The 16,717-nt window shown below is 67.5% G+C and carries 19 protein-coding genes; 9 read left to right on the top strand and 10 right to left on the bottom strand.

The window, feature by feature from the left end; all coding sequences use genetic code 11:
* Positions 1-11 precede the first annotated feature (11 nt).
* Complete coding sequence (locus tag AC14A7_RS01445; RefSeq protein WP_484006101.1) at positions 12-335, top strand: hypothetical protein; 324 nt, start codon at positions 12-14, stop codon at positions 333-335.
* On the opposite strand, the gene purF is transcribed toward AC14A7_RS01445, so the two are convergent.
* The gene (gene purF, locus AC14A7_RS01440) at positions 336-1,793 is read right to left on the bottom strand and encodes an amidophosphoribosyltransferase (RefSeq protein ID WP_484006100.1); all 1,458 of its coding nucleotides are present in this window, start codon (positions 1,791-1,793) and stop codon (positions 336-338) included.
* Between the two features lie 73 nt (positions 1,794-1,866).
* Here purF and purM point away from each other — a divergent pair, with 73 nt between their 5' ends.
* Complete coding sequence (gene purM / locus AC14A7_RS01435; RefSeq protein ID WP_484006099.1) at positions 1,867-2,958, top strand: phosphoribosylformylglycinamidine cyclo-ligase; 1,092 nt, start codon at positions 1,867-1,869, stop codon at positions 2,956-2,958.
* 74 nt (positions 2,959-3,032) lie between these two features.
* Here purM and AC14A7_RS01430 read toward each other — a convergent pair whose 3' ends face one another.
* On the bottom strand, positions 3,033-3,278 hold the full coding sequence (locus AC14A7_RS01430; protein WP_484006098.1) for a DUF3073 domain-containing protein: 246 nt from the start codon (positions 3,276-3,278) through the stop codon (positions 3,033-3,035).
* Between the two features lie 110 nt (positions 3,279-3,388).
* On the opposite strand from AC14A7_RS01430, the gene AC14A7_RS01425 reads away from it, so the two are divergent.
* Positions 3,389-4,600 carry an NAD(P)-binding domain-containing protein gene (locus tag AC14A7_RS01425; RefSeq protein WP_484006097.1) on the top strand — a complete coding sequence of 404 codons (1,212 nt, stop codon included), beginning with the start codon at positions 3,389-3,391 and terminating at the stop codon, positions 4,598-4,600.
* Here the strand turns inward: AC14A7_RS01425 and AC14A7_RS01420 are convergent.
* Positions 4,597-4,923: a fluoride efflux transporter FluC gene (locus AC14A7_RS01420; RefSeq protein ID WP_484006096.1), complete on the bottom strand. Its 327-nt coding sequence runs from the start codon at positions 4,921-4,923 to the stop codon at positions 4,597-4,599. The two genes, AC14A7_RS01425 and AC14A7_RS01420, sit on opposite strands and share 4 nt — an antisense overlap.
* Entirely contained in the window at positions 4,920-5,288 is a 369-nt protein-coding gene (locus tag AC14A7_RS01415) for a fluoride efflux transporter FluC (RefSeq protein WP_484006095.1), read from the bottom strand. Before AC14A7_RS01415 ends, AC14A7_RS01420 begins: the two co-directional genes overlap by 4 nt.
* 35 nt (positions 5,289-5,323) lie before the next feature.
* Here AC14A7_RS01415 and AC14A7_RS01410 point away from each other — a divergent pair, with 35 nt between their 5' ends.
* A complete protein-coding gene (locus tag AC14A7_RS01410; RefSeq protein WP_484006094.1) occupies positions 5,324-5,962 on the top strand; it encodes a hypothetical protein in 639 nt (212 codons plus the stop codon).
* Here AC14A7_RS01410 and AC14A7_RS01405 read toward each other — a convergent pair.
* Together AC14A7_RS01405 and AC14A7_RS01400 are read right to left on the bottom strand one after the other, a co-directional pair.
* A complete protein-coding gene (locus AC14A7_RS01405) occupies positions 5,946-6,548 on the bottom strand; it encodes a PadR family transcriptional regulator (RefSeq protein WP_484006093.1) in 603 nt (200 codons plus the stop codon). The two genes, AC14A7_RS01410 and AC14A7_RS01405, sit on opposite strands and share 17 nt — an antisense overlap.
* Positions 6,545-7,345 (bottom strand): DUF4097 family beta strand repeat-containing protein, encoded by an 801-nt coding sequence (locus AC14A7_RS01400; protein WP_484006092.1) that lies wholly within the window; start codon positions 7,343-7,345, stop codon positions 6,545-6,547. Before AC14A7_RS01400 ends, AC14A7_RS01405 begins: the two co-directional genes overlap by 4 nt.
* Before the next feature lie 251 nt (positions 7,346-7,596).
* Here AC14A7_RS01400 and AC14A7_RS01395 point away from each other — a divergent pair, with 251 nt between their 5' ends.
* A complete protein-coding gene (locus AC14A7_RS01395) occupies positions 7,597-8,352 on the top strand; it encodes a MerR family transcriptional regulator (RefSeq protein WP_484006091.1) in 756 nt (251 codons plus the stop codon).
* A 29-nt stretch (positions 8,353-8,381) separates the two neighbouring features.
* Here AC14A7_RS01395 and AC14A7_RS01390 read toward each other — a convergent pair whose 3' ends face one another.
* A complete protein-coding gene (locus AC14A7_RS01390; protein WP_484006090.1) occupies positions 8,382-9,434 on the bottom strand; it encodes an aldo/keto reductase in 1,053 nt (350 codons plus the stop codon).
* Positions 9,435-9,525: 91 nt separating this feature from the next.
* On the opposite strand from AC14A7_RS01390, the gene AC14A7_RS01385 reads away from it, so the two are divergent.
* Positions 9,526-9,948 carry a MerR family transcriptional regulator gene (locus tag AC14A7_RS01385; RefSeq protein ID WP_484006089.1) on the top strand — a complete coding sequence of 141 codons (423 nt, stop codon included), beginning with the start codon at positions 9,526-9,528 and terminating at the stop codon, positions 9,946-9,948.
* Here the strand turns inward: AC14A7_RS01385 and AC14A7_RS01380 are convergent.
* Together AC14A7_RS01380 and yczE are read right to left on the bottom strand one after the other, a co-directional pair.
* Entirely contained in the window at positions 9,945-10,094 is a 150-nt protein-coding gene (locus tag AC14A7_RS01380; RefSeq protein WP_484006088.1) for a hypothetical protein, read from the bottom strand. The two genes, AC14A7_RS01385 and AC14A7_RS01380, sit on opposite strands and share 4 nt — an antisense overlap.
* The gene (yczE, locus tag AC14A7_RS01375) at positions 10,091-10,699 is read right to left on the bottom strand and encodes a membrane protein YczE (RefSeq protein WP_484006087.1); all 609 of its coding nucleotides are present in this window, start codon (positions 10,697-10,699) and stop codon (positions 10,091-10,093) included. Before yczE ends, AC14A7_RS01380 begins: the two co-directional genes overlap by 4 nt.
* Before the next feature lie 61 nt (positions 10,700-10,760).
* Between yczE and yczR the strand changes: the two genes are divergently transcribed.
* Positions 10,761-12,179, top strand: a complete 1,419-nt coding sequence (gene yczR, locus AC14A7_RS01370) for a MocR-like transcription factor YczR (RefSeq protein ID WP_484006086.1) — start codon at positions 10,761-10,763, stop codon at positions 12,177-12,179.
* Between the two features lie 106 nt (positions 12,180-12,285).
* Entirely contained in the window at positions 12,286-15,366 is a 3,081-nt protein-coding gene (locus AC14A7_RS01365; protein WP_484006085.1) for an efflux RND transporter permease subunit, read from the top strand.
* On the opposite strand, the gene AC14A7_RS01360 is transcribed toward AC14A7_RS01365, so the two are convergent.
* Positions 15,356-16,105: a DeoR/GlpR family DNA-binding transcription regulator gene (locus AC14A7_RS01360; RefSeq protein ID WP_484006084.1), complete on the bottom strand. Its 750-nt coding sequence runs from the start codon at positions 16,103-16,105 to the stop codon at positions 15,356-15,358. The genes AC14A7_RS01365 and AC14A7_RS01360 overlap by 11 nt on opposite strands.
* A gap of 49 nt (positions 16,106-16,154) precedes the next feature.
* Between AC14A7_RS01360 and AC14A7_RS01355 the strand changes: the two genes are divergently transcribed.
* Entirely contained in the window at positions 16,155-16,520 is a 366-nt protein-coding gene (locus tag AC14A7_RS01355; RefSeq protein ID WP_484006083.1) for a DUF4406 domain-containing protein, read from the top strand.
* Positions 16,521-16,717 lie beyond the last annotated feature (197 nt).

Here is a 16,717-nt window from a genome sequence, read left to right as displayed (position 1 = left end):
ACAATAGACGTATGAGCGACGAGCAGCCCGTGACGGTTTCGCAGGATGAAGTGCGCATTCGGCGGGTGCCGAAGTATGCGACCTTCATCATCCTCGGCGGTGCACTCGGTGCGGTCGTCACGCTCGTGCTCACGATGTCGCAGCCGGCAGACCCCAACGTCGGGTACGCCGCGCTGTTCGGCTACTTCCTGCTCTTCGGGGTGCCGGCTGGCGTGCTGCTCGGTGCCCTGCTCGCACTGCTGCTGGATGTCATCGGTCGACGGCGCGCACGCACGGTGACCGCAGAGCACACCGTCGTCGAGGCCCCGCCTGTCGAAGGCGAGCTGCTCGACTAGCTACGAGAGCTGGTTCTTCTCCACCCACGACAGGTACTCGTCGGTGACGGTGCCGGTCACGTAGTCGCCGGTGAAGCAGCTCATCTCGAGCGCCGTCACATCGGATCCCTCGAGGATCGCCGCCTGCATATCGGCGACCTCCTGGTAGATCAGGTAGTCGCTGCCCATCTCGCGGTTGATGTCGGGGATCTTGCGGCCGTGCGCGATGAGCTCCTGCCGCGACGGCATGTTGATGCCGTAGACGTGGGGGAAGCGCACGGGCGGCGCAGCGCTCGTGAAGGTCACCTTGTTCGCGCCTGCCTCGCGGGCCATCTGCACGATCTCCTTGGAGGTGGTGCCGCGCACGATCGAGTCGTCGACGATGAGGATGTTCTTGCCCTTGAACTCCGAGCCCATGGCGTTGAGCTTCTGCTTGACGCTCTTCTTGCGCTCCGCCTGGCCGGGCATGATGAAGGTGCGGCCGACGTAGCGGTTCTTGTAGAAGCCCTCGCGGTACTCGATGCCGAGCTTCTGGGCCACCTGCATGGCGGCGGGCCGGCTCGAGTCGGGAATCGGCATGACCACGTCGATGTCGCCCATTGGCGTGTACCGGGCGATCGTGTCGGCGAGTCGGTCGCCGAGGCGAAGGCGCGCGTCGTAGACCGAGATGCCGTTCATGATCGAGTCGGGGCGGGCGAGGTAGACGTACTCGAACGAGCAGGGGATGAGCCGTGGGTTGGGCGAGCACTGCTGGGCGAACATCTCGCCGCTCTTGGTGATGAAGACCGCCTCGCCGGGCGCGACATCCCGAACGATCTCGTAGCCGGCGCTCTCGAGCACGAGCGATTCGCTCGACACGATCCACTCGTCGCCGACGAGGCCACTGGTGCGCCGCCCGAGAACGAGGGGACGGATGCCGAAGGGGTCGCGGAACGCCAGCAGCCCGTGACCGGCGATGAGCGCGATCGCGGCGTAGGACCCCTCGACGCGCTCGTGCACGCGCGTGATCGCGTCGAACACCTGGCTCGGGTCGAGGTCGTTGCCTCGCACCTGGGCCTGCAGCTCGTTGGCGAGCACGTTGACGAGGATCTCGGTGTCGGAGTCGGTGTTGAGATGACGGCGGTCGATCTCGAACATGTCTTTCGTGAGCTCACGGGTGTTGGTGAGGTTGCCGTTGTGCACGAGCACGATGCCGTACGGCGCGTTCACGTAGAACGGCTGCGCCTCCTGCTCGTTGGTCGCCGTGCCTTTCGTCGCGTAGCGAACGTGACCGAGGCCCATGTTGCCGAGGAGGCCGCGCATGTCGCGCGTGCGGTACGCCTCGCGCACCTGCCCCTTGACCTTGTGCGAATGAAAGACGCTTCCCTCATTGGTCGTGATTCCAGTGGAATCCTGACCACGGTGCTGGAGGAGGAGGAGAGCGTCGTACACCTGCTGGTTGGCCGGTTGGGACGAGACAAGGCCGACGATGCCGCACATGCGGGAAGAGCTCCAGACCGTAGAGTGGATGGTACTAAGAGCAGTCTTTCACGTTGCGGATCGGATCACTGGCATGGCCAACAAGTACGCCGAGGCAGGGGTCGACACCGCAGCCGGTGATCTCGCTGTCGAGCTCATGAAGTCAGCGGTATCCCGCACTCATAACTCCTCCGTTGTCGGGGGGTTCGGCGGCTTCGCGGGGCTGTTCGACGTCTCTGCGCTCAAGGACTACCAGCGGCCGCTGCTCGCGACGTCGACGGATGGCGTCGGCACCAAGGTCGCCATCGCCCAGGCGCTCGACAAGCACGACACCATCGGGCAGGACCTTGTCGGCATGGTCGTCGACGACATCATCGTGGTCGGCGCGAAGCCGCTCTTCATGACCGACTACATCGCGTGCGGTCGGGTTGTTCCGCAGCGCATCGCCGACATCGTGCGTGGCATCGCTGAGGCCTGCTCTGCCACGGGCACCGCTCTTGTCGGCGGCGAGACCGCGGAGCACCCCGGCCTGCTCGGGCCAGATGACTACGACGTGGCCGGTGCCGCGGTCGGTGTCGTCGAGGCGTCCGCCGCTCTCGGGCCTGAGAAGGTGCAGCACGGCGACATCGTGATCGCCATGGAGTCGTCGGGGCTCCACAGCAACGGCTTCAGCCTCGTTCGGCACATCCTCGCAACGGCCACGATCGGCTACACCGACTCGGTCAGCGGGCTCGGCCCCATCGGCGAGGCCCTGCTTGAGCCGACGCGCCTCTACACCTCGCCGCTCGTCGCTGTGCTCGACGAGCTTCCCGAGGCGATCCACTCGCTCAGCCACGTCACCGGCGGAGGGATCGCGGCGAACCTCGCGCGCGTCATCCCGGTCGGCTCGTGGGTCGAGCTCGACCGCTCGACGTGGACGCCCCCCGCCGTCTTCCAGGTGCTCAGCGACCTCGGCGGAATGACCCTCGGCGACACCGAGGGCACGTGGAACCTCGGCGTCGGCATGATCGCGGTGGTGCGACAGGATGCCGCCACTGGCGTCATGGCGTCACTGCGGTCGCACGGCATCGCGTCGTGGGTCGCCGGTCGGGTCACCGTGGGAGCACGCGACCTCGCGGGCTTCGAGCAGGGCGCAAAGGGCGTGGATGGCGGCGCGGTGCGGCTCGTCGGGTCCTTCGCCAGCTAGTAGACCGACAGCCCACGGCGCGCGGCGCTCTGTCCATCCACGGCGCACAGCGCCGCTTCAGGCCTTAAATAAAGTCAGGCGGACTTGTTCTGCGAAAGGTCGGCTGGCGACTCGAAGTCGTCGTCATCCTCATCGTCGTCGCTGTCGTACGCGGCGCCCGCGTATTCGGGCCAGGCCGCGAGGTCTTCCTGCAGCAGCGGGTCGGCAGAAGCGCCCCCGCCGAGCTCCTTTTCAAGCGCTCCGTAGTTCGTGTCAGGACTGAAGTACTTCAGGTCTCGTGCGACCTTGGTGTGCTTCGCCTTTTGACGGCCTCGCCCCATGCGTGACCCCCTCGTGTTTCGATCCGGGAAAAGCCCTCTGGGCGTCCGGGAACTTGGGCTGAAAAGTAGTGTGCAGTTTAGCACGCAGGGCTTGCGGGTAACGTTGAGACGTGACCACTGGTAATCCCGACACTTCGATTGTCGTGATCGGTGCGGGCCAGGCTGGATTGTCGGTTTCGTACTACCTCCAGCGGCTCGGACTCGAGGCAGGCAACGACTTCGTCGTGCTCGACCGCGGTCCAGGCACCGGCGGTGCATGGCAGTCGCGCTGGGAGGCCCTTCGCATCGGGTCTGCGCACCGCATCAACGACCTTCCCGGCATGGAGGCCATCGGCCTGAGCTTCGAGACGGCGGATCGCACGGCACCCGCGAAAGAGGTCGTCGCCGAGTACTACGCCGCCTACGAGGAGCACTACCAGTTTCAGATCGTGCGGCCAGCCAACGTCGTGCGGGTGGCGAACGCCGGACCGAACCTGCAGGTCGACTTCGTCGGGGTCGATGGCGGTCGCAGCGTCTCGACCGACATCCTCATCAATGCCACGGGAACCTGGGGCTCCCCGTTCATCCCGTGGTACCCGGGCCTGAAGAGCTTCGCCGGCCGACACGTGCACACCACCGAGTACACCGATGCCTCGGAGTTCGCCGGACAGAGCGTCGTCGTGGTCGGCGGCGGCACGAGCGCCATCGGATTCCTGCTCGAGCTCGAGGAGGTCGCGTCGACCCTCACCTGGGTCAGCCGTCGGCCCATCGAGTTCCTCGACGACGGCGAGCTCAACCTCGAGGCGCGGCTGGAGGCGGTGCAGGCGCAAGACGAGGCCGCTCGCGCCGGGCGAGCCCTGCCGAGCATCGTCAGCGGAACGGGGGTGCCGCGCACCCGCCGCATCCAGGCTGGCATCGAGCGTGGACTGCTGAACGCCCGCCCGATGTTCGAGAGCATCGAACCGGATGGCGTGCGCTGGTCGAACGGGGCGTTCCAGAAGGCTGATGCCATCATCTGGTCGACCGGGTTCCGCCCAGAGCTGCGCCATCTCGCGCCTCTCAAGCTGCGTGAGAAGGAGGGCGGCGTCGTCGTCGCCCAGGGTTCAGCGTGGAAGGACCCGCGCATCTTCTTCGCCGGCTACGGACCCCAGGCCTCGACGATCGGTGCCAACCGCGCCGGCCGCTTCATCGCCCGCCAGGCGATCGCCGCCCTGACGAAGATGAAAAGGGAGCAGCGAGAGGATGCGGCGCGGGCTGCCGAGCCCGACTACTCGCACACCGTCGTCAAGCAGGGAAACACGAGCGCCGTTCTCACGTCGTTCGACGACATCATCAAGGACTAGCCGCCGGCGATGGCCATTCCGGCCGCGGCGGCGGCGAAGCCGAGTGCGACGTTGCCGATGATCGCAGACGACACGGCAGCCCAGCGTCCCTTCATGGCGAGCTCGACCGTTGTGACGCTGAAGGCGCTGAAGGTGGTGAGGCCGCCGCAGAATCCGGCCGCGACGATGAGCTGCAGGTCGCCGCTCAGGGCGATGGCCATGCCGGCGATGAAGGAGCCGACGACGTTGACGAGCAGCACCGACCACACGCCCCCGACCAGAGACACGGCGTAGCGCACCACCGCGCCGACGGCGCCGGCGAGGATGACGAGAAGAACGGTCATGAGCGCGCCGCCCCCAGTCGCAGCCCGGCGAATGCCGCCCCGAGCCCCAGCACGAGGGTCGCGGCAAGGTAGAGCAGCCCGGTGACGGTGAAGCCGAGATCGACGAGGATCACGGCCACAGCAGAGAAGGTCGTGAACGACCCGAGCAGCCCGGCCCCAAGACCAGCCTTGAGCCACGGTGCCGCAGTGGGCCAGACCCGCGCTGCTAGATAGCCGAGCGCGAGTGATCCGACGACGTTGACGACCAGCGTCGAGATCGGCCCCGGAACGAGGTAGTCGACAGTGAACCGGAGGCCGGTGCCGAGCATCCCTCCGACGAACACCGCAGCGAAGGCCCGTGCGGTGTCGGGGAATCGGGAGCTCACGAAGGGCGACTCTACTACCGGCCTAGACTTCTGCCGTGAGCACAGGCCGTCGACCCCGCTGGCGATGGGTCGTTCTCGGCGCTGTCGCCGTCATCCTTGTAATCGCCGCGATCGTGGTCGTTCCGATCCTGACCCATGAGAACCAGGGCGTCTCTGTACAGGACGAGCCGCAGCAGGAGTGGCCGCTAGAGGTCTCTGCCGACGGAGGGGATGGGCGGGAACGCAGCTTCGTCGTCTCATCTCCCGACCCGACCGGCGTCGTCGACACCTCGGCGCTCGAGCCTGGCGAGCAGCTCGTGGTGAGCGGCACGGGATACGACGCCTCCCGCGGCATCTACGTCGCCATCTGCAAGATCCCAGACGACTCGAGCAGCAAGCCCGGCCCGTGCCTCGGCGGCGTTCCCGATCAGGAGACGCAGGATGTCGAAGCTGGCACCGTGCAGTACGCACCGAGCAACTGGATCAACGACGACTGGGCCTGGAAGCTGTTCGGCGCCCGCGGCTACGACGACGCGGCGACCGGCGCCTTCACCGCCTACCTGCTCGTCGGCGAGCCGAGGGACGACAAGCTCGACTGCACGGTCGACGCCTGCGGCATCTTCACCCGCAACGACCACACCGCGCTGAACGACCGCGTGCAGGACCTCTACGTGCCGGTCAGCTTCGCAGGCTAGCCGCCACGGCAGCGCGCACCTCGTCGAGCCCGCGGCGCAAGGTGGCGACGGTCTCAGCCGTGAGCTCCCGGCCGGCGACGTGCGTGCGAAGGTCGGTGCGTAGGTGGTGACGGAAGTCGGCGAGGAGGTTCTCGGCATCCTGCAGCTGCACGCGGCTCTCGACCCGCACGTTCCTCGTCTCCCGGTGCACCTCGTCCCGCGCCTCGCGGGCGGCGGAGGCGAGGTCGGCCCGCAGGCTCTTCATCGCCTCGTTGACCGATGACCGCACCTCGTCGGCGAGCCGACGCACCGAGTCGGTGACGTCGCTCTCGATGCCGTCGAGCTCGAAGCGGCGCGCCTCGAGCTCGGCGCGGCCGGCGTCGGTGATCGCGTAGGTCGACTTGCGGCCCTCGGTCGTCTTCGTGACGAGTCCCTCGTCGGCGAGCTTGGCCAGCCGTGGGTAGATGGTGCCGGCGCTCGGCGTGTAGGTGCCGCCGAAGCGCTCCTCTAGCGCCTGGATCAGCTCGTAGCCGTGCATCGACCGCTCGTTGAGAATGCTGAGCACGTACAGCCGAAGGTGGCCGTGCGCGAAGACCGCGGGAGTCATGCCGACACCGCGTGCAGCACGCTCACGTCGCCGCTCACCGTGTTGGCGCGGAAGTCGATCCACGACTCGTCGAGCGAGCCGTAGCGGCCGGTGTACCCGCCGCGGATGCCGCTGATCTCGGAGTCGTCGAGGTGGATGCGCCCGCCGACCGTGTTGATCTTGTACTGCGCGGCGACACCGGGCGCCAGCCGCGTGGTGACGGCTCCCGAGACCGTGTTGACCCGGATCGCGTCGGGCGTTCCTGTGACGTCGAGGAAGACGTTGCTCGAGACGCCATCCGCCGTGAACGACGAGACCTCGCCTGTGACGGTCACGTCGCCGCTCACCGTGTTCACGTGCACGGCACCGGCGTGGTTGCGCACGTTGACCTCGCCGCTGACGGAGTTGAGGCGGAGGTCGCCGGTGACGCCGTCGACAACGAGTTCGCCGCTGACGGTACTCACCGAGGCATCCTGTCGCAGTCCGCTGATGAGGGCGCTCGCGCTCACGACACCGAAGGTAAGGGCAACGTCGCGCGGCACGAGCACACTGACGTCGGCCTTCGCGGTGCCGGAGAAGGAGCGGAACACCTCGATGAAGTTGTCCCAGCTCAGCTGCGGGTGGTCGATGACGAGGCTGTCGCCGTCGGCCACGATCTTGAGTCCCTTGCCGCGCACCGAGTGCACCTCGACGATCGTCGTCGGCTCATCGTGGGCGATGATGTCGACCTGGCCGCCGACGAGGCTCACCTTGAGCCGACGGATCGGCCCAAGCTCGATGTGCTTCTCGCCTTCGACGAGCCACTTCTGTTCTGCCATGGTTCTCTCCCTGAACTCGCGCTATATCGCGTCTTGTATAACTCAAGATATATCGCGTTTCGAGGGGACGCAATCAGGGTTCTCCCTTAACTCGTCTTCTCGCCGCCGGCGATCCTGCGTTGATGTAACTCGAATCGACCCTCCCAGCCCCGTGAACATCGATCTGCGTGACATGAGTTCACGTTGGGCGCTTGACCTTGACGCAGCGTCAACCTTTACCGTGGTGAACGACACAACGGAAGGAGGATGACATGGACTGGTCCATTCAAGACATCGCGCGACTAAGCGGAACCACGAGCCGCACGCTGCGCCACTACGGCGACATCGGGCTGCTCGCCCCGAGCCGCATCGGCGCGAACGGATACCGGTACTACAACGAGGCGGCGCTCACGCGACTGCAGCGCATCCTCCTGCTGCGTGAGCTCGGGCTCGGGCTGCAGGCCATTGCGGAGGTGCTCGCCGGGCACGCGGATGACGCCGCCGCCCTGCGCACCCACCTGGAGTGGCTGCAGCAGGAGCGCGAGCGGCTCGCGCGGCAGATCTCGAGTGTCGAGACCACGATCCTCACAATGGAAGGAGGTGAACAACTGATGGCAGAGAACATGTTCGATGGCTTCGACCACACCGAGTACAAGGATGAGGTCGAGGCGCGCTGGGGCACGGACGCGTACGCGAAGAGCGACGCGTGGTGGACCTCGATGAGCGCGCACGAGAAGCGGGACTGGACGACCCGCATGGAGACCCTGATCTCCGACTGGATCGCCGCGGCAGCCAGCGGGGTCAGCCCCGACAGCGACGAGGCGCAGGCGCTCGCGCAGCGCCAGTTCGACTGGCTGTCGGGAATCCCCGGCACGCCGCAGCACAACGGCGCACCCACGAAGGAGTACTTCGTCGGGCTCGGCGAGATGTACGTCGCAGACGAGCGTTTCGCGAAGAACTATGGCGGAGCGGCCGGCGCCTCCTTCGTGCGCGATGCGCTGGCGGAGTACGCCGACCGCAACCTGTAGTCGCGACCCGGGGGATGCATACCCCGGGTCTACGCTCCCGCCGCGTCGAGCTCGGCCAGTTGGTCTGCGCTCAGCTCGACGTCGAGCGCCTCGATGTTCTCGAGGTACTGGTCCCAGGTGCGCGGGCCGATGAGCGGAAGGACTCGCGGCGTCGAGCGAGCCATCATCCACGCCAGCACGACCTGGTTGCCGGTGGCACCGGTCTGCCCCGCGACGGAGTCGACCGCGGCGAAACGTGCCTCGGCATCCGGCCCGTTATATGGCCGCATGATTGGGGAGGTCGACGCCCGTCGGGCGGTGTTCGAGAACACGCCCTTGCTCAGCGGCGAGTAGGCGACGAGCTGCAGGTCGGGATACTCCTCGAGGTAGTCGAACTGCTCTCCGTCGACGATGGAGTTGTGGCGAAGGCCAGCGCGACGCCGGAGGTACGAGTGCTCCTGCTGCAGGGCAGCGGGCTGCGGCCAGCCGTTCGCCTCGGCGATCGCGCGGATCTGGGCGAGCCGCCAGGTTGTCACGTTCGACCAGCCGTAGTTGGCGATGCGGCCATCCTCGATGAACGAAGCGAAGGTGCCGACCGAGGCCTCGAGCGGCGTCGAGCGGTCGTCGACGTGGTTGTAGTACAGGTCGACCTTGTCGACACCGAGGCGAATCAGGGATGCGGCAAGCGAATCGCGCAGCACCTGTGGAGACGCCCCGACGAAATGCGGTTCGACGAACTGCCATTCGGCGACGCGGTCGCCGTGCCACACGGCATCGATGTCGTCGATGAGTGCGGTGCCCTTCGTCGAGAGGAAGACGGCCTCGCGCTTTCCTGAGTCGGCGAGCCAGCGGCCGAGCACCGCCTCGCTGTGGCCGCCGCGGTCTCCGCGAACGTCCCACCACGAGTAGCAGTCGGCCGTGTCGACCATGCCGCGGGCGGGGGTTCCGTCGGGGGCGGTGAAACGGGGCGTCACCTCGGAGATGAAGTGATCGAGGATGCGGCGCGCCTCATCCTCTGGGGTCTGGGTGCCGAAGACCATGGCGCCAAGTGCGATGGGGGTCAGGTAGGTGTCGGTCGTGCCGAACTGGAGTGCGTTTGTCATGCGGCGACGGTAGGACTTCGAGCGCGCTCGAAGTCAACCGCATGCCAGATCCCCTTGACTTCGAGTGCACTCGAAGACGTACCGTATGCGCATGACTGAGCTCAGCATCGACCAGGCCGCAGAGCGCATGGGCATCTCGAAGCACACCCTGCGCTACTACGAGCGGGAAGGGCTGCTGCATGAGATCGCGAAGGGCAGCTCTGGTCATCGCCGCTATACGGAGGACGACCTCGGCTGGATCAGATTCCTTCAGCTGCTGCGTGGCACCGGCATGCCGATTCGCGAGATGAAGCGCTTCGTCGAGCTCACGCACGCCGGAGACCACACCATCGCAGAGCGGGTGGAGATGCTCGCGCGCTACCGCGTCTCCCTCACCGCCCGCATGGAGGCCGACCGCGAGAGCCTGCAGTTTCTCGAGCGCAAGATCGAGTACTACTCCGGAGTGCTCGAGCTAGACAACGCCACACCGGATGCCGTGGCTGGGGCCGCAGCGCGACCCCAGCTCACCAGCTAGAACGTTCGGGCGATCGACGGGTATCCCGCACGGGTCGAGTCGTAGTGCGGGTCGAACGGCACGGGTCCGTAGCCGTCGCGTCGCACCAGCTCGATGGTCGCGATGGTCGACCACACGACGATGGCGGAGATGGAGAGCAGCATCATGTCGTCACCAGTTCCTTCTCTGTGACCGGCACCGGCACCCGCAGGAGCGGGATGGTGACGTTGCACATGGGGCCGATCAGCAGGGCGAAGGCGATGGTGCCGCTGCCGACAGTGCCGCCGAGCATCCACCCGATCGCCAGCACGGTGAGCTCGATGACGGTGCGCACGAGCCAGATCGGCGTGCCCCAGCGCTTGTGGATGCCGGTCATGAGCCCGTCGCGCGGGCCGGGGCCGTATCCGGCTCCGATGTAGAGGCCGGTCGCGACGGCGAGCAGGGCGAGCCCGCCGGCGAAGACGAGGGCCTGGGCCCATACCTCCGTCTGGGCGGGGATGAACGAGAGGCCGATCTGGGCGCTCGTGCCGACGAGCAGCACGTTGAGCACGGTGCCGACACCCGGCCGCTGGCGGATCGGGATCCACAGCAGAAGCACGACGAGCCCGACGAGGTTGGTCACGACGCCGAAGGCGAGTCCGGTGCGCAGCGAGAGGCCCTGCGACAGCACGTCCCACGGACCGACGCCGATCCCGGCGCGCACCATCATCGAGATGGCGACTCCGTAGAGGAAGAGGCCGACGAGCAACTGGATGATCCGTCTGGTGTGCATGTGGCCATCAAAGCGGGTGATTGGACTGGGGATATATAGCCAATTGCCCTAAGGTGGACACATGGCATCCATTTCGGCCCGCATATTGGCCTCAATGCTGCGTGGATGGCGGGAATCGGCCACGGCTGCGGCCTATGTGGCCCTTGCCGACCGCATCCGGCTGCTCATTCTCGACGGCCGCGTACCCGTCGGCACCCGCATCCCCGCGGAGCGCGACCTCGCCAGCCAGCTCGGTGTGAGCCGCACGACCGTCACCGCCGCCTACGGCGAGCTGCGCGACGCCGGCTACCTCGACAGCTTCCGCGGATCTGGCAGTGTCGCGCGCCTTCCCCACCGCGCCCCCGTCATGATCGAGAACGCGGCGAGCGGCTACCTCGACTTCAGCAAGGCGACGCTGCCCGCCATCCCAGCGATTGTGGATGCCGCCCGCCGGGCCGCCGCAGAACTGCCGGCCCATCTCGGCGAGTCGGGCTTCGATCCCATCGGCCTCACCTCGCTGCGCGCGGCGATCGCCGACCGCTACACCGCTCGGGGCCTCCCGACGGAGCCGGAGCAGGTCATGGTGACGATCGGCGCGCAGCACGCGATCGCCCTGCTGAGCCGCACCCTGCTCGGCCGCGGCGACAGCGCCCTTGTCGAGACGCCGAGCTATCCGCACGCCTTCGAGGCGCTTCGCCTCACGGGCGCACGACTCGTGCCGGTCAACGTGACGACGGCGGAGGGGTGGGATGAGTCGGCGCTCGAGCAGGCGATCCAGCGCACCAGCCCGGCGCTCGGCTACATGATGCCCGACTTCCACAACCCGACCGGCCAGTCGATGCGCCCGGAGCTACGGCAGAAGCTCGTGCAGCTGGCAGAGCGGCAGGGCACCGTGCTCGTGGCCGACGAGACGATGGCAGAGCTCAGCATCGACCGGCCGTGGGATGCCCTTCCCCTCGCCGCCTACGGCCCGGCGGTGCTCATCGGCTCGGTCGGCAAGAGCGTGTGGGGCGGGGTGCGCGTCGGCTGGATCCGCGCGGAGCGCCAGCTCATCCAGAAGCTCGTGCGGGTGCGATCGGCCACCGACCTCGGCACCCCGATCATGGAGCAGCTCGTCGTCAAGCACCTCTTCGACGACTTCGACAGCATCATCGACACCCGCCGCGAGCAGCTGCGAGCGGGGCGCGACCACCTCACGGCCGCGCTGCGGCAGGCGTTCCCCGAGTGGAGCATCCCCCACGTCGACGGCGGGCTCACCACGTGGGTCGGCCTCGGCCAGGAGGTGAGCTCCCAGCTGACGCTCGCGGCGCGCACGCACGGGCTGCTGCTCGCAGCCGGGCCGCGGTTCGGAATCGACGGGGCGTTCGAGCGGTTCATCCGCATCCCGTTCGGCTACACCGCGGAGGAGACGGATCGCGGGGTCGCCGCCCTCCGCGAGGCGTGGGCGACCGTCGGCCACAGTGCGCTCATCGACACGGGGTATCTCGCCGACGTCGTGTAGTCGACTGATAATCCCCGGGGAGTACGCGCCGGGTGCTGCGTGCGCGGGATAATTCGAGTGCACAGCGCTGTGCATCTCACAGCACACAGCACCCAAGGGGATTCCGTTGCACCTTCTTTCCGTCTTCAGCCTGCGCAACCGCGCACTCATCGCGCTCGTCACGATCGTCATCGGGGTCTTCGGCGGCGTCGCGCTGTCGAACCTCAAGCAGGAGCTCATCCCCTCGCTCTCGCTGCCCAACATCTTCATCATCACGGCATACCCGGGTGCGTCGCCCGAGGTCGTCAACACCGACGTGTCGACCCCGATCGAGACCGCCATCCAGGGCATCGCCGGCCTCGAGGGCACGACAGCGACGTCGAACACGAACTTCTCCTCGATCACCGCATCGTTCAGCTACGGCACCAACATCGCCACGGCAGAGCAGAAGGTGCAGCTCGCGATCAACCGCATCGAGTCGCAGCTGCCGGCCGACGTCGACCCGCAGGTGCTCACGTTCAGCTTCAGCGACCTCCCCGTCATCCAGCTCGCCGTCACGAGCGACCTCGATGACGCCGACCTCGCGGCAGCCATCAACGGTTCCGTTCTCGCCGACATCCGCCAGCTCGAGGGCGTGAGCGACGCGTCCTTGCTCGGCGCAGAGACCCAGCGCGTGACGATCAGCCCGGATGACGCGGCCATGTTCACGGCCGGCGTCACCACCAAGGACATCCGCGATGCCCTCGATGCGAACGGTGTGCTGCTGCCAGCCGGCTCGATCACAGAGGACGGCTCGACGCTCACCGTGCAGGCCGGATCCCGGCTCGGCTCGACCGACGACCTCGCCTCGCTGCCACTCGTCGCCGCGAATACGTTCACGACCATCGGCGACATCGCCACGGTCGAGGTCGGCCCTGACCCGGTCACCGGCATCTCCCGCGTCAACGGCGACCCATCGGTGACCATCGCCGTCACCAAGTCGCCCGACGGCAACACCGTCTCGGTGTCGGAGCTGGTGCGCGAGCTCATCCCGGAGATCGAGGAGTCGATCGGCGGCGACACGAAGATCACCGTCGTCTTCGACCAGGCGCCGTTCATCGAGGAGTCGATCGCGAGCCTGACGACCGAGGGACTGCTCGGCCTCCTCTTCGCCGTGCTCGTCATCCTCGTCTTCCTGCTTTCGCTGCGCTCCACTCTTGTGACCGCGATCTCGATCCCGGTCTCGGTGCTCGTGACCTTCATCGGCATGTGGGTCTCTGGCTACACCCTCAACATCATCACGCTCGGCGCCCTGACGATCGCGATCGGCCGCGTCGTCGACGACTCGATCGTCGTCATCGAGAACATCAAGCGGCACATCTCCCTCGGCGAGAGCAAGCTCGACGCGATCAAGACGGCCGTGCGCGAGGTGGCCGGTGCCGTCACGGCATCCACGGTCACGACCGTTGCGGTGTTCCTCCCGCTCGCCCTCGTCGGCGACATCACCGGCGAGCTGTTCCGTCCGTTCGCCCTCACGATCGCGATCGCGCTCGCGGCATCGCTGTTCGTCTCGCTGACGATCGTTCCGGTGCTCGCCTACTGGTTCCTCGGGTCGAAGGCCGCGCATCCGGGAGCCCACACCCCCGGGGAGAACGACGAGCTGTCGACGCCGAACCGGCTGCAGCGCGCGTACCTCCCCGTGATCCACTGGACCCTTCGGCGACCGGTCGTCACGATCCTGCTCGCGGTGCTCGTGCTCGCGGGCACGGGTGCGGCGGCGCCGTTCCTCAAGACGAACTTCATCGGCGACAGCGGGCAGAACACGCTCACCGTCACGCAGACCCTTCCGCTCGGCACGAGCCTTGCGGAGCAGGACAAGGCCGCGAAGCGGCTGGAGTCTGTGCTGCTCGACATCGACGGCGTCGAGATCGTGCAGCTATCGCTCGGCTCGAGCGGCAGCTCGCTGCGCGCCGCGTTCAGCGGCTCCGGCAGTGCGAGCTTCTCGCTGACCACCGACCCGACCGTCGACCAGGTGAAGCTGCAGAAGCAGGTGCGTGACGCCGTCGCCGACCTCGACGACGCGGGAGAGGTAACGCTGGCAGCCAGCGGCTCCGGCTTCGCGTCGAGCGACATCGCCGTCAACATCACGGCCAACTCCGATGCCGACCTGCGCGCGGCATCCAACGCGATCCTGACCGAGGTGCGCGATCTGGATGTGGTCGCCGAGGCGACAAGCAACCTCTCGGTCTCGCAGCCATACCTCGCTGTCGAGGTGGACCGCGAGAAGGCGGCTCGTGCGGGCCTCAGCGAGATCGCGGTCGGCGGCATCGTGACCGCGGCGATGAACCCGAGCACCGTCGGCTCCGTCGTGATCGACGAGAAGACGCTATCGATCTACATCGCCAACGAGAAGGCGCCGACGACCGTCGCGGAGCTGGAGGACTTCCTGGTGCCGACCGCCACGGGCCTCGTGCCGCTCAGCGAGCTGGCCACGATCGAGGAGGTCGACGGGCCGTCGAGCGTCACGACCATCAAGGGCGTGCGCAGTGCCACCGTGAGTGTCACGCCGGGCAGCGATGACGTTGGCAGCGCCTCGGCCCTGGTGCAGCAGGCCGTTGACAAGGCCGACCTCCCGGCGGGCGCAGAGGCGAAGCTCGGCGGTGTGACCTCGCAGCAGAGCGACGCGTTCTCGCAGCTCTCGCTGGCGCTGCTCGTCGCGATCCTCATCGTCTACGTGGTCATGGTCGCGACGTTCAAGTCGCTGCGCCAGCCGCTGCTGCTGCTCGTGTCGGTGCCGTTCGCGGCAACGGGGGCGATCCTGCTGCAGGTGGCATCGGGAATCCCGCTCGGCGTCTCCTCGTTCATCGGGCTGCTCATGCTCGTCGGCATCGTCGTGACGAACGCCATCGTGCTTATCGACCTCGTCAACCAATACCGCGAGCGGGGCATGTCGGTGCGCGACTCGCTTGTGCACGGCGCGGCGCGACGCCTTCGCCCCATCCTCATGACCGCGGTCGCCACGATCGCCGCGCTCACCCCGCTCGGCCTCGGTGTAACCGGCAACGGCGGTTTCATCTCGCAGCCGCTCGCGATCATCGTGATCGGCGGCCTTATCTCGTCGACGATCCTGACCCTCGTGGTGCTGCCGACGCTGTACTACCTGGTGGAGGGTCGCCGCGAGCGCAAGGCGGAGCGCGCCGCAGCGAAGACCGCCGAGGCTACCGCCTGACGATCACGCCGCCGGCCTCCAGCGCGACGATCGCTGGGTGGTCGGCGGCGGCATCGGTGAGGATGCCGGCGACCTCGTCGAGGCCGACCACCGTGAACGCCGAGGCTGCCCCGACCTTCTCCGCGCTTGCGAGCACCCAGGTCTCGGCGGCGCGACGGCAGAGCAGCCGCTTCATCGCGGCCTCGTCGGCGTCTGCGGTGGTGAGGCCGGCATCCGCGTGCACTCCTGTCACGCCGAGCAGGAACAGGTCGGCGCTGACGCCAGCGACCGCCTCCGCTGCGGCCGCACCGCTCGTGACGCCCGAGTGGTGGAACAGCCGCCCGCCGATGAGGTAGACCTCGAGGCTCGTGCCGATGAGCGCGCTCGCGATCACGGGGCTGTGCGTGACGACGGTGGCCTGAAGCCCGGCCGGCAGCGCGGCGACGACGGCGAGAGCCGTGGTGCCCCCGTCGAGGATGACGGTCATGCCCGGCTTCACCAGCGCGGCGGCCAGCGCGGCGACACGGCTCTTGCCCTCGACCGAGATGGTCTCGCGGGTGGCGAGGTCGGCGATCGCCGGGGACACCGGCAACGCCCCACCGTAGACGCGCTGGGCGAGGCCGGCAGCGCTGAGCTCGCGCAGGTCGCGGCGCACGCTGTCTTCAGAGATGCCGAGCTCTGCCGCCAGGTCGCGGGCGACGAGCTTGCCATCGCGGGCGAGGCGTGCGAGCAGGAAGGCCTGGCGTTCTGCAGCGAGCATGTCACAATCCTACTTGCTTTTGCACGTTTCTGCACGTTATGGTCACGGCATGACGAAACCCATGCTGATCCTCATTGCCGGCCCATACCGCTCGGGCACCAACGACGACCCCGCCCTGCTCGATGCCAACCTCGCCCGCCTCGAGCAGGCCGCGTGGCCGGTGTTCGAGGCCGGGCACATCCCGATGATCGGGGAGTGGGTCGCGCTGCCCGTGCTGCGCGGTGCGGGCGGAACCTCGATCGCCGACCCGATCGCCTCCAAAATCATGTACCCAACCGCCGAGCGCCTGCTGCAGCACTGCGACGCCGTGCTGCGCCTGCCGGGCGAGTCGAAGGGCGCCGACCAGGATGTCGCGATCGCCCGTGAGCGCGGCCTTCCGGTGTACTACTCGGTCGAGGAGCTGCCTGCGGCGTGACCCTCGCTGCATCGAGGGGGCCCAATCTGTCGGCACGATCGCGAGATAGCGACAGTTTGGGACCCCTCCAGAAGCCCTAGAGCGTCTTCGCGAAGAACAGCGAGTTCTCTGCCTCGAGGTACGAGCCGAAGGCGCCCGTCGGCTCGTAGCCGCGCTTCTCGTAGAACGCGATCGCCGCGGGCTGCAGAGGTCCGGTC

The sequence above is a fragment of the Conyzicola sp. genome (assembly GCF_057073975.1).
This window is presented reverse-complemented; position numbering and strand designations above follow the sequence as displayed.

Excerpts from the sequence above, each read along its gene's own strand:
- AC14A7_RS01445 (WP_484006101.1), top strand. The coding sequence starts at position 12 with ATGAGCGACGAGCAGCCCGTGACGGTTTCGCAGGATGAAGTGCGCATT.
- purF (WP_484006100.1), bottom strand. The coding sequence starts at position 1,793 with ATGTGCGGCATCGTCGGCCTTGTCTCGTCCCAACCGGCCAACCAGCAG.
- purM (WP_484006099.1), top strand. The coding sequence starts at position 1,867 with ATGGCCAACAAGTACGCCGAGGCAGGGGTCGACACCGCAGCCGGTGAT.
- AC14A7_RS01430 (WP_484006098.1), bottom strand. The coding sequence starts at position 3,278 with ATGGGGCGAGGCCGTCAAAAGGCGAAGCACACCAAGGTCGCACGAGAC.
- AC14A7_RS01420 (WP_484006096.1), bottom strand. The coding sequence starts at position 4,923 with ATGACCGTTCTTCTCGTCATCCTCGCCGGCGCCGTCGGCGCGGTGGTG.
- AC14A7_RS01405 (WP_484006093.1), bottom strand. The coding sequence starts at position 6,548 with ATGACTCCCGCGGTCTTCGCGCACGGCCACCTTCGGCTGTACGTGCTC.
- AC14A7_RS01400 (WP_484006092.1), bottom strand. The coding sequence starts at position 7,345 with ATGGCAGAACAGAAGTGGCTCGTCGAAGGCGAGAAGCACATCGAGCTT.
- AC14A7_RS01395 (WP_484006091.1), top strand. The coding sequence starts at position 7,597 with ATGGACTGGTCCATTCAAGACATCGCGCGACTAAGCGGAACCACGAGC.
- AC14A7_RS01390 (WP_484006090.1), bottom strand. The coding sequence starts at position 9,434 with ATGACAAACGCACTCCAGTTCGGCACGACCGACACCTACCTGACCCCC.
- AC14A7_RS01385 (WP_484006089.1), top strand. The coding sequence starts at position 9,526 with ATGACTGAGCTCAGCATCGACCAGGCCGCAGAGCGCATGGGCATCTCG.
- AC14A7_RS01380 (WP_484006088.1), bottom strand. The coding sequence starts at position 10,094 with ATGATGCTGCTCTCCATCTCCGCCATCGTCGTGTGGTCGACCATCGCG.
- yczE (WP_484006087.1), bottom strand. The coding sequence starts at position 10,699 with ATGCACACCAGACGGATCATCCAGTTGCTCGTCGGCCTCTTCCTCTAC.
- yczR (WP_484006086.1), top strand. The coding sequence starts at position 10,761 with ATGGCATCCATTTCGGCCCGCATATTGGCCTCAATGCTGCGTGGATGG.
- AC14A7_RS01360 (WP_484006084.1), bottom strand. The coding sequence starts at position 16,105 with ATGCTCGCTGCAGAACGCCAGGCCTTCCTGCTCGCACGCCTCGCCCGC.
- AC14A7_RS01355 (WP_484006083.1), top strand. The coding sequence starts at position 16,155 with ATGACGAAACCCATGCTGATCCTCATTGCCGGCCCATACCGCTCGGGC.